The 13,275-nt window shown below is 73.3% G+C and carries 11 protein-coding genes; 6 read left to right on the top strand and 5 right to left on the bottom strand.

Translation table 11 applies throughout. The features are described 5' to 3' along the window. Positions 1-78: 78 nt before the first annotated feature. Positions 79-447: a hypothetical protein gene (locus tag ACFQ79_RS37880; RefSeq protein WP_383592216.1), complete on the bottom strand. Its 369-nt coding sequence runs from the start codon at positions 445-447 to the stop codon at positions 79-81. 435 nt (positions 448-882) lie between these two features. Here ACFQ79_RS37880 and ACFQ79_RS37885 point away from each other — a divergent pair, with 435 nt between their 5' ends. From ACFQ79_RS37885 to ACFQ79_RS37900, 4 genes are read left to right on the top strand one after another with little or no spacing between them, the layout of a single operon-like run. Beyond that, positions 883-3,921, top strand: a complete 3,039-nt coding sequence (locus tag ACFQ79_RS37885; RefSeq protein WP_383592219.1) for a nitrate- and nitrite sensing domain-containing protein — start codon at positions 883-885, stop codon at positions 3,919-3,921. Next, on the top strand, positions 3,918-4,361 hold the full coding sequence (locus ACFQ79_RS37890; protein WP_229315576.1) for a roadblock/LC7 domain-containing protein: 444 nt from the start codon (positions 3,918-3,920) through the stop codon (positions 4,359-4,361). The genes ACFQ79_RS37885 and ACFQ79_RS37890 overlap by 4 nt, the downstream gene beginning before the upstream one ends. Before the next feature lie 11 nt (positions 4,362-4,372). Continuing rightward, positions 4,373-4,825, top strand: a complete 453-nt coding sequence (locus ACFQ79_RS37895; protein ID WP_383592222.1) for a DUF742 domain-containing protein — start codon at positions 4,373-4,375, stop codon at positions 4,823-4,825. Continuing rightward, entirely contained in the window at positions 4,806-5,411 is a 606-nt protein-coding gene (locus ACFQ79_RS37900; RefSeq protein WP_383592225.1) for an ATP/GTP-binding protein, read from the top strand. Before ACFQ79_RS37895 ends, ACFQ79_RS37900 begins: the two co-directional genes overlap by 20 nt. A gap of 54 nt (positions 5,412-5,465) precedes the next feature. Here ACFQ79_RS37900 and ACFQ79_RS37905 read toward each other — a convergent pair whose 3' ends face one another. The 3 genes from ACFQ79_RS37905 to ACFQ79_RS37915 all read right to left on the bottom strand — a co-directional run bounded on the left by ACFQ79_RS37905 (position 5,466) and on the right by ACFQ79_RS37915 (position 8,019). After that, the gene (locus tag ACFQ79_RS37905) at positions 5,466-6,653 is read right to left on the bottom strand and encodes a lipid-transfer protein (protein ID WP_383592228.1); all 1,188 of its coding nucleotides are present in this window, start codon (positions 6,651-6,653) and stop codon (positions 5,466-5,468) included. After that, positions 6,650-7,114 carry a Zn-ribbon domain-containing OB-fold protein gene (locus tag ACFQ79_RS37910; protein WP_383592231.1) on the bottom strand — a complete coding sequence of 155 codons (465 nt, stop codon included), beginning with the start codon at positions 7,112-7,114 and terminating at the stop codon, positions 6,650-6,652. The genes ACFQ79_RS37905 and ACFQ79_RS37910 overlap by 4 nt, the downstream gene beginning before the upstream one ends. Before the next feature lie 83 nt (positions 7,115-7,197). Next, entirely contained in the window at positions 7,198-8,019 is an 822-nt protein-coding gene (locus ACFQ79_RS37915) for a M15 family metallopeptidase (protein ID WP_383592234.1), read from the bottom strand. On the opposite strand from ACFQ79_RS37915, the gene ACFQ79_RS37920 reads away from it, so the two are divergent. Next, positions 8,018-8,578, top strand: coding sequence for an NUDIX domain-containing protein (locus ACFQ79_RS37920; protein ID WP_383592237.1), 561 nt, complete (start codon positions 8,018-8,020; stop codon positions 8,576-8,578). The two genes, ACFQ79_RS37915 and ACFQ79_RS37920, sit on opposite strands and share 2 nt — an antisense overlap. A gap of 67 nt (positions 8,579-8,645) precedes the next feature. Here the strand turns inward: ACFQ79_RS37920 and ACFQ79_RS37925 are convergent, their stop codons facing one another. Further along, positions 8,646-11,060 (bottom strand): TIM-barrel domain-containing protein, encoded by a 2,415-nt coding sequence (locus ACFQ79_RS37925; RefSeq protein WP_383592239.1) that lies wholly within the window; start codon positions 11,058-11,060, stop codon positions 8,646-8,648. A gap of 215 nt (positions 11,061-11,275) precedes the next feature. On the opposite strand from ACFQ79_RS37925, the gene ACFQ79_RS37930 reads away from it, so the two are divergent. Then, entirely contained in the window at positions 11,276-13,246 is a 1,971-nt protein-coding gene (locus tag ACFQ79_RS37930) for an acetoacetate--CoA ligase (protein WP_383592242.1), read from the top strand. The last annotated feature ends 29 nt before the right edge of the window (positions 13,247-13,275 follow it).

Raw genomic sequence — 13,275 nt, forward strand, 5'->3', positions numbered from 1 at the left:
CCTCGACAGGGGGCCGGGCCGCTCACTTTCGTCCGCCGGTTCAGGCGAGTTCGTTCCGCCGGTTCAGGCGAGGCGGTGTCAGGCCGCCTCGGACAGCGACGCCGTCTCCGACCGGCTCTCCTCGCGCTTCGCACGGAGCGGCGGACGCGCCGTGCTGCTCGGCTCCGACACCACGCCGTTGCGCTGGCGCCACACCTGACGGGTGATCCAGATGTCGAGCACGCTCCAGGTGGCCACGACGGTGGAGACCACCGCGCTGACGGTCACCGGGAACGCCAGCCATGAACCCGTCACGGAGCTGAAGAACGCCACGACCCCAAGGACGAGCGTCACCGATGTGATCATCACGGCCCGTACGGCGGCGGTGCGCACCGGGTCCGGCATCCGCCGTCGCGCCCGGTCGTCCTCCACCCACAACTGCCGTGCCGACCGCGCCTCGTGTTCCATTGTCCCGTCACTCCCCACCGCTGACCGTCTTCAGGAACGGTTGCCCGGCTTGAGCGCCTATACACGGACAGAACCCGCCCCGTACTTATTGACGCACGAGTGAGGGAAAAGGTTTCGCCCGACCAGGGATGAACCTGAGCGGGATGGGACCGGAACGAACAATTCCAGCCATCTCCGCAGGCCGGAGAAATGGCGCATCGTCAGGTGTCCTACGCCACATTGACCAATCTCAACTCACCGAATAGCAGGACATCTCATGATCAACACTCACTCGACAGGCTGAAAATAGCCCGGACATGCCTTCGGGATGGCCGTGATGCAGTAGTAGGCTCACGCCGCCGTTTGTTGAATCTCAAGGTTGACGCCGCGTGTTGACGCCGGACGTCACGAACGTGAAGGACCTCCGGGGCCACGGAGGTCGAGCTGGGGGAGGCCATGCGCTTTCGCGGGAAGTCCATCCGCCGGAAGATCGTGGCGTTGCTGCTCGTCCCCCTCGTCTCCCTGACGTGCCTGTGGGGTTTCGCCACGGTCCTCACCGGACGCGAGGCCGATCAACTCCTCGACGTCGGCTACATCGTCGACAAGGTCGGCTACCCCTTGGAGGACACCGCCCGGGTCATCCAGCTCGAACGGCGCCAGTCCCTCATCTACCTCGCCGACCCCCGGGGCACCGACGCCCTCGGCTCCCTCAACGAGACCCGCCGGGCCACCGACCGCCAGATCGCCCGCATCCGCGCCAACGCCGCCGACCCCGGCGTCCGCGAGGAGATGCGGCCCGTCACCGCCCAGCGGCTCACCTCCCTCCTCGAAGCGCTCGAAGGCATCGCCTCGCTGCGCCGCTCCGTGGAGAAACGTGACATCGGCCGGATGCAGGCCCTCGACTTCTACAACCGGCTCGTCGACCCCTGCTACAGCTTCCTCGTCACCCTCCACGCCCTGGAGAACGTGGAGATGGACAAGCAGGGCCGCGCCCTCGTCGGCATCACCCGCGCGCGTGAGCTGCTCTCCCGCGAGGACGCGCTCGTCCTCTCCGCGCTCGTCGCGGACCGGGTCACCGCCCGGGAGATCCGCGAGATATCCGACCTCGTCGCCAACCGCGAGCAGTTCTACGAGGTCAACCTCGAACTCCTGCCCACCGCCGAGCGCGACCGCTTCGAGAAGTACTGGCGCAGCCCCGACAGCCAGCCGCTGCGCACCGCCGAGAACGCGATCATCGAACAGGGCCCCACCGACAGCCCGCGTGCCGTCACCCCCGCCTACTGGCAGGACAACGCCAGCCCCGTCCTCGACGACCTTGCCAGGGAGAACACCGCCGCCGGCGACCGCTACCAGGACCGCGTCCAGCCCGCCGCGTACAGCGTCCTCCTCAAGGCCGGCGTCGCCGGAGTCCTCGGCTTCCTCGCCCTGCTCGCCTCGATCGTCATCTCCGTCCGCATCGGCCGCGAGCTCGTCCGCGACCTGCGCCGCCTCCAGAAGGAGGCCCAGGAGGTCTCCGGTGTACGTCTGCCCAGCGTGATGCGGCGGCTCGCCGCCGGCGAACAGGTCGACGTCGGCACCGAGGTCCCGCACCTGGGATACGGACAGGACGAGGTCGGCCAGGTCGGCCAGGCCCTCAACACCCTTCAGCGGGCCGCCGTCGAAGCCGCCGTGAAACAGTCCGAACTGCGCCGCGGCGTCTCCGAGGTGTTCGTCAACCTCGCCCGCCGCAACCAGGTCCTGCTCCACCGCCAGCTCACCCTCCTCGACACCATGGAACGGCGCACCGAGGACACCGACGAGCTCGCCGACCTCTTCCGGCTCGACCACCTCACCACCCGCATGCGGCGTCACGCCGAGGGCCTCGTCATCCTCTCCGGCGCCGCGCCCTCCCGTCAGTGGCGCAAGCCCGTCCAGCTCATGGACGTGGTCCGCGCCGCCGTCGCCGAGGTCGAGGACTACGAGCGCATCGAGGTCCGCCGGCTCCCGCGCCTCGGCGTGGGCGGCCCCGCCGTCGCGGACCTCACCCACCTCATCGCCGAACTCCTGGAGAACGCCACGGTGTTCTCGCCCCCGCACACCGCCGTGCAGGTGCTCGGCGAGCGGGTCGCCAACGGCTTCACCCTGGAGATCCACGACCGGGGCCTCGGCATGAACCCCGACGCCCTCCTCGACGCCAACCTCCGGCTCGCCGAGACCCCCGAGTTCGAGCTCTCGGACACCGACCGGCTCGGCCTGTTCGTGGTCAGCCGGCTCGCCCAGCGCCAGAACGTCCGCGTCTCGCTCCAGACCTCCCCGTACGGCGGGACCACCGCGGTCGTCTTCATCCCGGCCGCGCTCCTCACCGACGCGCCCGAGACCCAGGGCGCCGGCTTCCGCCTGGACCGCAAGACCCTGGAGCGCACCGGCCCCGCCGAGGGCGGCACCGCCGACGACGGCGCGCTGCCCAGCCGCCGCCCGGCGCTCGCCAGGGTCCCGGACGTGACTGAGGCGCCCGGTCCGCTCGACGGCCCCGTCGAGCTCGAGGGACCGCTCGACGGGGAGGAGTTCGACGTGCTCCTCGACGGCGCGGCGGACCTCCTCGACACCGAGAGCGAACGCGGCGGCCTCTTCCGGCCCCGTTCCCGGCGCCGCACCGGACTCGCGCCCGCGGGCGAACAGCACCAGCAGGCCACGGACCGGACGAACGGCCACGGCGAGGAGGAGAAGCCCGCCGACGAGGGCGTCCTCGGCGGCCCCGTGCCGCTGCCGCGCCGCCGCACCCCGACCCTCGTCGTGGACCACGGCCGCCGTCTCGACGAGCCCGACCGCGGCCGCGGCACCGAAGGACCCGACCGCGCCCGCGGCACCGAAGGACCCGACCGCGGCCATGGCGTCGACGGGCCGGACCGGAGCCGGGGTGCCGACGCGCCCGACCGGGCCCACGCGCTCCCCGAGCTCGACCAGCCGCTCAGCGGCCGTGCGCACCCCGCCCCCGGCCGGGTGACCGAGGGCTTCGGCCGGGCGAAGGACGGCCCCGGCGTCGCGGACCACCACGCCTACGGCACCGGGCGCGACGAGCGGCCGGCGTCCCCGAGCGGCACCGGCCGGCCCGGCGACCAGCCCGTCCCTCCGCGCGGCACCGGCCGGCAGCACGGTCTGCCCATCGCCCCGCGCGGCACCGGCCCGACGCTCGTCCCCGTACCACCGGAGCGTCCCGGGCCGGCGGCGAGCCCCGAGCCGTTCGGCGGACTGCCCCGCCGCGTCCGTCAGGCCAGCCTCGCGCCCCAGCTGCGCGCGGCCGACGGCCCGGCCGAGCGCGGCACGGACGGACGCGCCGACGCCCGTACGAGCGGTGGCGCCGCGCCCACGGACGCCGACTCCTTCGAGCGCGACGCCGAGGAGGTACGCGCGCGCATGGCCGCCATGCAGCGCGGCTGGCAGCGCGGGCGACAGCACAACGCCGACCCTGACGACCCGACAGCACCTGGAACGACACCCGAGGGGGACGGTCGATGACCGCACCGAACGCCGCAGCATCCAGCACCACCGCCGGCCACGGAAACGGCGAGCTGAACTGGCTCCTCGACGAGCTCGTGCAGCGCGTCGCGTCCATCCGGAAGGCCCTGGTGCTCTCCAGCGACGGCCTCCCCACCGGCGCGTCCCAGGACCTGACCCGGGAGGACGGCGAGCACCTGGCCGCCGTGGCCTCCGGCTTCCACAGCCTCGCCAAGGGCGTCGGCCGTCACTTCGAGGCGGGCAAGGTCCGCCAGACCGTCGTCGAGCTGGAGGACGCCTTCCTCTTCGTCACGGCCGCCGGCGACGGCAGCTGTCTGGCCGTGCTCGCCGACGCGGACTCCGACGTCGGCCAGGTCGCCTACGAGATGACGCTGATGGTGAAGCGGGTCGGGGTCCACCTCGCGACGGCGCCCCGGACCGGTCTGCCCGCGGGAGGGTGAGTGGGGACGGCATGAGTGACGCAGCCGAGCGGAACCAGCTGAACCGGGCGAACCGGCACACGGAGTCGGACCAGGGCCCCACCCCGGCCCACCACCACTGGTTCGACGACGAGGCCGGGCCGGTGGTCCGTCCGTACGCGATGACCCGCGGCCGGACGAGCGCCGCCACCCGCCACCGGCTCGACCTGATCGCGGTGGTCGTGCCCGAACCCGCCGCCGACGACCCCGGCCGGGACCAGACGCTCTCCCCCGAGCACGTGGAGATCGTCGAACGCTGCTCCGAGCAGCCCCAGTCGATCGCCGAGCTCGCCGCAGGACTCGACCTCCCCGTCGGGGTGGTCCGGGTGCTCGTCGGCGACCTCGTCGAGGACGAACTCGTCCATGTGACCCGCCCCGTTCCGCCGGCCGAGCTGCCGGACGTGAGCATTCTCCGCGAGGTGATCAATGGCCTTCGGGCGCTCTAGCCGCAAGACGCCGTACGTCGAGCCGGTGACCCTGAAGATCCTCGTCGCGGGCGGGTTCGGGGTCGGCAAGACGACGCTGGTGGGCGCGGTCAGCGAGATCCGGCCCCTGCGGACCGAGGAGGTCCTCAGCGAGGCGGGGCGGCCCGTCGACGACCTGCACGGCGTCGAGGCCAAGACGACCACCACGGTCGCCATGGACTTCGGCCGCATCACCCTGCGCGAGGACCTCGTCCTGTACCTGTTCGGCACCCCCGGCCAGGACCGCTTCTGGTTCCTCTGGGACGAGCTGGCGCAGGGCGCGCTCGGCGCGGTCGTCCTGGCGGACACGCGCCGCCTGGAGGACAGCTTCGCGGCCATCGACTACTTCGAGCGGCGCGGCATCCCGTTCACGGTGGCCGTCAACTGCTTCGAGGGCGCCCGGAGGTTCCCCGCGGAGAGCGTGCGCGGGGCGCTGGACCTGGACCCGGAGGTCGAGCTCCTGATGTGCGATGCCCGGGACCGCGAGTCCGTGAAGAACGTCCTCGTCGCCGTCGTCGAGCACGCGCTCGTCCTCGCGGACCGGAGCCACGCGGCGGCGGCCCCCTGAGGCGACCCTCCGACGAACCCCCTGAGGTGCCCCCGCCGAAGGCCGGGGCCGTCCTCAGCGCACCGCCACCACCGCCGACCCGTGCCCGAACAGCCCCTGGTTCGCGGTGATGCCGACCCGCGCCCCCGGCACCTGCCGGTCGCCCGCCGTACCCCGCAGCTGCCAGGTCAGCTCGCAGACCTGGGCGATCGCCTGGGCGGGCACGGCCTCCCCGAACGAGGCGAGTCCGCCGCTGGTGTTGACGGGCAGGCGTCCGCCGAGCGAGGTCGCCCCCTCCCGCAGCAGCTTGGCGCCCTCGCCGGCCGCGCACAGCCCGATGTCCTCGTACCACTCCAGCTCCAGAGCGGTGGACAGGTCGTAGACCTCCGCGAGGGACAGGTCCTCGGGTCCGATCCCCGCCTCCTCGTAGGCGGCCCGCGCGATGGAGGCGCGGAAGGAGTGCCCGGCCGGTGCGACGGCCACCGCCGAGTCGGTCGCGATGTCCGGGAGGTCGAGCACCGCCTTGGGGTACGTGGGGGAGACCGTCGACACGGCCCGGACCCGCACCGGGTCGGGGTGCCCGTGGGCGCGCGCGAACTCCATGCTGGACAGCACGAGCGCGGCGCCCCCGTCCGAGGTGGCGCAGATGTCGAGGAGCCGCAGCGGATCGGCGACGACGGCCGAGGCGGCGACCTGCTCGGCGCTCACGCGCGCGCGGTAGCGGGCGAGCGGGTTGAGCGCGCCGGCCGCCGCGTTCTTCACCTTCACCTGGGCGAAGTCCTCGGGAGTGTCCCCGTACAGGGCCATCCTCCGGCGTGCGTAGAGCGCGAAGTACGCGGGGTTGGTGGCCCCGAGCACCCGGAACCGCAGCCAGTCCGGGTCGTCGGGACGCTCGCCGCTGGCGGGGGCGAGGAAGCCCTTGGGCGTCGCGTCCGCACCGACGACCAGGACCACGTCCGCGAGTCCGGCGAGGATCTGGGCGCGTGCGGTCCCGATCGCCTGGGCGCCCGAGGCGCAGGCCGCGTACACGCTGGTGACCCGCGCCCCCTGCCATCCGAGGGCCTGGGCGAACGTCGCCCCGGCCACGTACCCCGGGTATCCGCACCGCATGGTGTTCGCGCCGACGACGGCGCCGACGTCCGACCACTCCAGTCCGGCGTCGGCGAGCGCGGCGCGGGCGGCGGCCGTGCCGTAACTGATGAAACTCCGGCCCCACTTGCCCCAGGGGTGCATTCCCGCCCCGATGACGGCGATGTCGTTCACGACCGCTCCTCCCGTGCGACGGGCCGCCAGTTCCAGGTGGTCCAGATGTGCTCCTCGTCCTCGTTGAGGACCCCGGGCACCACCTCGACCTCGGTGCCGATCGAGAGATCGGCCGTCGTCACCCCCGGCGCGGCCTGCCCGAGGACGACCATGGCCTCGGCCGCCAGCTCGACGGCGACGAGGGTGTACGGCTCCCAGGGCGCGTCCGGATCGGAGACGTAGGGGGCCGGCGGACGGTAGCGGCCGTCGGTGTACGACCAGACCCGGCCGCGCGGGGAGAGCGGGAACTCGGCGAGCTCCCCTCCGCCGGGGCAGACCGGATTGCGGCAGCCGTCGTCCGCGCGCGGGAAGAAGACCGAGGCGCAGGCCGTGCAACGGGTGCCGAGCAGCCGGAACTCCGCCTCCGGCCCGGTGTCGTCGGTGAACCACCCGGCCACCACGGGTGTGCGTGTCCGTGCCATCGAGGCCTCCCGTGCCTGCCGTCGACCACCGTGATCTGACGAGTCGTCAGGAGTGTGGCACGGGAGCCCCACGGACGAAAGGTTCAGTGACCGGCCACCGACCTCCGCGCCACCGGGAAGTCGAAGAAGGTGCTCGGGAACGGCTCCGGCTTGAAGGTGAAGTGCCACCACTCCTCCGGCAGGTTCACGAAGCCCTGCTCGACGAGCGTGCTCCCGAGCAGCTGCCGATGGGCCCGCTGGGCGCCCTGGATCCGGGGATCGTCGGTGTGCGAGCGCGTGTCGAAGCAGTCGTACCCGGTCCCCATGTCCACGGAGTTGTCCGGGAACCGCTCCGCGCGCGGCGCGTAGCACTCCGTCAACCTCTCGCCCGGCACGTACGCGCGCGTGGGCACGGCCGGCAGCCGGACGATGGTCAGATCCACCGTCGAGCCCCGGCTGTGCCCGGACTTCTCCGCGATGTAACCGTCCGCGAACAGCCTCGACTTGTCGACGAGCGGATAGAACTCCCCCTTCATCCGCTCGTCCGCCAGGTCCTTCGCCCAGCGCACGAAGTGGTCGACGGCGCGCTGCGGCCGGTAGCAGTCGTACACCTTGAGCGTGTAGCCGCGGGCGAGGAGACGCACCTGCGCGCGGTGCAGGGCCTCGGCGGCCGGCCGGGTCAGGATGCACAGCGGCTGCCGGTAGCCGTCCACCGGCTCGCCCACGAAGTTGTGCGCGGTCGTGTAGCGCATCTCCTGAATGATCGTCCGGTCCACCGAGGCGAGTGCCACGAACTCCCGCGGCGCCTTGGGCTCCGGCGAGGCGGACGCCGGGGGAGCGGGGGAGGCGACGGCGCCCGTGACGGCGAGCAGTCCGGCCGCGGCCGTGACGGCGAGGGTACGGAAGGCGGAGGCAAGTCCTGTCATGGGCACCGTCTATCAGTTCCGGCAGCGCCGGGAAAGGGTGATCGCATACGGTCGGCCCGTGAAGGACTCCCACTGCACGTTCTGCGGCGCCGCCCACCCGGCCGACGCGGGCTGGCCCCGCACCTGCCCGGCCTGCGGCCAGACCTCCTACCGCAACCCGCTGCCCGTCGCCGTCGCCCTGCTCCCCGTCAAGGACGGAGCGGACACGGGCCTCGTCGTCATCACCCGCACCATCGAACCCGCGCGCGGCGAGGTCGCCCTGCCCGGCGGCTTCATCGACCACGGCGAGGACTGGCGCGCCGCCGTGGCCCGCGAACTGCGGGAGGAGACCGGCATCGCTGCCTCCGCCGATGAGGTGCGCCTCGCCGACGCGCTGAGCTCCCCGGCCGGCCACCTCCTCCTCTTCGGCCTCCTCCCGCCCCGCCCGGCGGCCGCGCTCCCGCCCTCGGTCCCGACGGACGAGACGAGCGGCCACCACGTGCTCCACGCACCCGGGGAACTCGCCTTCCCGCTCCACACCGAGGCGGTACGGAAGTGGTTCGCGGGGGAGTACGACTGAGCCGGAGCACGAGTCCGGGCCGCCGGGGCGGGGCCCCGCGCTCCGGAGCCCCCGACCCCTCTGCGGATCACACCCCCCGCACCCGCACCGGCAGTCCCGCCTCCTCCACCCCGTCGTCCGTCACCCGCTCCACGACCACCCTGCCGTCCACGAGCCGCGACTGGTACCGCTCGATCTCGGCCGTCTCCCAGCCGTCCCCCGTGTCCCGTACGACGAGCCCGCCGCCCGTCCGCCCGGCGGCGGGCGCCCACACTTCCAGGGCCAGGCCGCCGTCGTCGCCCCGCACCGCGAGCACCGCCCCCGCCCGCGCCAGGACCGGCACCCGGGAGAGCGGCGCGTCGAGCAGCACCTGTCCGGGGCCCTCGTACGCCTGCCCCGTCGCCGTGTCGTACCAGCGTCCGCGCGGCAGCCGCACCGCCCGCCGGTCGGCGCCCCCGGTCAGGACCGGCGCCACGAGCAGCGCGTCGCCGAGCAGGAACGCGTCCTCGCAGTCGCGGAGCACCCGGTCCTCGGGCGTCCCCCACCACAGCGGGCGTACGTACGGCGCGCCCGTCATCCGGGCGAGCCGGGCCAGGGTCGTGAAGTACGGCCGCAGCCGCTCCCGTTCGGCCAGTGCCGCGCGCGCGTGCTCCAGGACCTCCGGACCGAACTCCCACGGTTCCCGCCGCCCCGCACCGATCGCCGCATGGGTGCGGAACAGCGGCAGCCACGCCCCCAGCTGGTACCAGCGCAGGAACAGCTCCGGCGTCGGACTGCCGTCGAAACCGCCCACGTCCGGCCCCGAGTACGGCACCCCGCACAGCCCGAGCCCCAGGACCAGCGCGAGCGAGGCCCGCAGCCCCGGCCACCCGGTCGACACATCGCCCGACCAGGTGCCCCCGTACCGCTGCATCCCGGCCCAGCCGGAACGCGAGAAGAGGAAGGGCCGCTCGTCGGGGCGCAGCCGGCGCAGCCCCTCGTACCCGGCCCGTGCCATCGTGAGGCCGTACACGTTGTGCGCCTCGCGGTGGTCGCCGCCCCGCCCGTCCAGGTGGTGCCGCGCCGAACGCGGCAGCGTCGTGTCGCCGAAGGGCGCGAAGGACACCGGCTCGTTCATGTCGTGCCACACCCCGGCGAAGCCCTGCGCGAGCCGCTCCTCGTACAGCTCGCCCCACCACTCCCGTACCGCCGGATCGGTGAAGTCCGGGTAGGCGCAGTCGCCCGGCCACACCACCCCGTGGACCTCGTCGCCCCGCGCGTCCCGCACGAAGGCACCGGCCGCCCGCCCGCTGTCGTAGACCGCGTTCCCCGGCTCGGCCTTCACCGCCGGGTCCACGATCGACACGAGCCGCACGCCCTGCTCCCGCAGTTCCTTCGCGAGCCCCGGCAGATCGGGGAATCGCTCGCGGTCGACGGTGAACACGCGGTGCCCGTCGTAGTGGTCGATGTCCAGGTGGACGGCGGACAGCGGCAGCCCCCGCTCCCGGTACCCGGCCACGATCCGCCGCACCTCGCGCTCGCTGCCGAACCCCCAGCGCGCGTGCTGCGGTCCGAGCGCCCAGTCCGGTGGTAGCGCCGGAGCGCCGGTGAGGGCCGCCCAGCCGTGGAGCACGCGCGCGGGGGTGCCGACCACCACCCAGCAGCGCAGCGGACCGCCGCCCATCCGGACCTCGCTGGTCCCCGGCCGGTCGTGCCCGGACCCCGCGCCCTCCTCGCCCTCGGCGAGGGTGACCCGGCCGTCCCAGGAGTTGTCGTGGAAGGCCAGATGCGTCCCCGCGTCCGAGACGACGAACTGCACGGGCATGGTGAGGTAGAGCGGATCGTCCCCGGGGCCGAAGCTCCCCTTGGGGTCGGTGTTCCAGAGGCGGTACGAGCCGTCCCGCAGCCGCGGCCCCGCCGACCGGCCGCCGAGCCCGAAGAACCGCGCGTCCGCCGGCACCTCGCTGCGCTGCACCCAGCGCGCCGGCCCGCCGGAGGAAGCCGCGCCGGCCGCCGACCGGCCGCCGGGAGCCTGCTTCGCACCCGAGGGAACGGCCTGCGTCACCGGCTCCCACCAGCGCGGCGGCAGGTCCCGGCGCAGCATCACGCCGCCCGGCGTCCGGATCTCCACCGCTCCGTGGCGGGACACCGCCACCGTCACCCGCTCCGACACGATCCGCCAGCCGCCGTCCGTGTCCGGCTCCAGGGAGGCCCGCAGATCCGGCTCCGGCGCCTCACCGGCCAGGGCGTACGAGGGCAGCGGCTCGGCCCCGTCCCACCCCCAGAAGACGGTGCCGCCCGACGAGACACAGATCCGCAACGAGGACCGCGCGAACCGGATGGTCCCCCCACCGGGCGCGGCCTCCGCACCCGCCGCGAGCCCCGGCACCCGGGCCCGCTCCGCACCCCTCGGCGGCAACCCCCACGCGTCCGTACGACGCTGCCGCCACGCCGCCCGCACCGTCCGCAATCCCCGCACCGAGCCGAACACCTTCATCGAACGCACCAGTTCACGACCGTCCATGCAGCTCAGCCTGCCACCCGCCCGGGGCGGAACAGGCTCCGTTCAACTGGCGTTCACCCGTGGTGGGAGCACATATTCAACTGCCCGACCATGGGCGGGCAGACCTGGTGCGAAAGACGATCACATGGCATCGTCCTGTCAGCCGCGTCGCGCGCACACCCCAGCACGTGCGCGGGACACACGCCGACCCCGCGTACAGCCAGGGAGCCGCCCCAATGACATCAGCGCAGACCGAGCCGCTCTGGCAGCCGGACGAGGAACGCATCGCCACGGCCGCCGTGACCCGCTTCCAGACCTGGGCCGCCGAACACCACGGCGCCCCGGCCGAGGGCGGATACCCGGCGCTCCACCGCTGGTCCGTCGACGAGCTCGAAGCCTTCTGGCAGGCGGTCGTCGAATGGTTCGACATCCGCTTCTCCACCCCGTACGAGCGCGTCCTCGGCGACCGCTCGATGCCCGGCGCCGACTGGTTCCCCGGGGCCACCCTCAACTACGCCGAGCACGCCCTGCGCGCCGCCGACGAGCGCCCCCATGACACGGCCCTGCTCCATGTGGACGAAACACATGAGCCCACGCCGATCACCTGGGCCGAGCTCCGCCGCCAGGTCGGCTCCCTCGCCGCCGAACTCCGGGCCCTCGGCGTCCGGCCCGGTGACCGGGTCAGCGGCTACCTGCCCAACGTCCCGCAGTCCGTCGTGGCCCTCCTCGCGACCGCCGCGGTGGGCGGCGTGTGGACCTCCTGCGCCCCCGACTTCGGTGCCCGCAGCGTCCTCGACCGCTTCCAGCAGGTCGAGCCCGTCGTCCTCTTCACCGTCGACGGCTACCGCTACGGCGGCAAGGAGCACGACCGCCGCGATACCGTCGCCGAGCTCCGCGCCGAGCTCCCGACCCTCCGCGCCGTCGTCCACATCCCGCTGCTCGGCACCCCGGCCCCCGAGGGCACCCTCGCCTGGACCGACCTCGTCGCCGGCGACGCCGAGCCGGTCTACGAGCAGGTCCCGTTCTCGCACCCGCTGTGGGTCCTGTACTCCTCCGGCACCACCGGTCTGCCGAAGGCGATCGTCCAGTCCCAGGGCGGCATCCTCGTCGAGCACGTCAAGCAGCTGGGCCTGCACTGCGACCTGGGCCCCGAGGACGTGTTCTTCTGGTACACCTCCACCGGCTGGATGATGTGGAACTTCCTCGTCTCCGGCCTGCTCACCGGCACGACCGTCGTCCTGTACGACGGCAGCCCGGGCTACCCCGACACCGCCGCCCAGTGGCGCGTCGCCGAGCGCACGGGCGCCACCCTGTACGGCACCTCCGCCGCCTACGTGATGGCCTGCGCGAAGGCGGACGTGCACCCGGGCCGCGACTTCGACCTGTCGGCGGTGAAGTGCGTCGCCACCACCGGCTCCCCGCTGCCGCCCGACGGCTTCCGCTGGCTCCACGACGAGGTCCGCGAGAACCTGTGGATCGCCTCCGTCAGCGGCGGCACCGACGTGTGCTCCTGCTTCGCGGGTGCCGTCCCCACGCTCCCGGTCCACATCGGCGAACTGCAGGCGGCCGGCCTCGGCACCGACCTCCAGGCCTGGGACCCCTCCGGCAAGCCCGTGATCGGCGAGGTCGGCGAGCTCGTCGTCACCAACCCGATGCCGTCCATGCCGATCCACTTCTGGAACGACCCGGACGGCAGCCGCTACCACGACAGCTACTTCGAGATGTTCCCGGGCGTCTGGCGCCACGGAGACTGGATCACGATCACCGACCACGGCTCGGTCGTCATCCACGGCCGCTCCGACTCCACCCTGAACCGCCAGGGCGTCCGCATGGGAAGCGCCGACATCTACGAGGCCGTCGAACGCCTCCCGGAGATCCGGGAATCCCTCGTGATCGGCCTGGAGGAGCCGGACGGCGGCTACTGGATGCCGCTCTTCGTCCACCTCGTCGAGGGCGCCACCCTCGACGACGACCTGATCGACCGCATCAAGCGGACCATCCGCACCGAACTCTCCCCCCGCCACGTCCCCGACGAGATCATCGAGGTCCCGGGGGTCCCGCACACCCTCACGGGCAAGCGCATCGAGGTCCCGGTCAAGCGCCTCCTCCAGGGCACCCCCCTGGCCAAGGCCGTCAACGCCGGCTCGGTCGACGACCTCGGCCTCCTGCACTTCTACGAGACCCTGGCGGCCGACCGCCGCCGCTGAGCGCACGACGGGGCCCGCCGATCCGACCG

Source organism: Streptomyces sp. NPDC056480, from assembly GCF_042795405.1.
Lineage (GTDB): Bacteria > Actinomycetota > Actinomycetes > Streptomycetales > Streptomycetaceae > Streptomyces.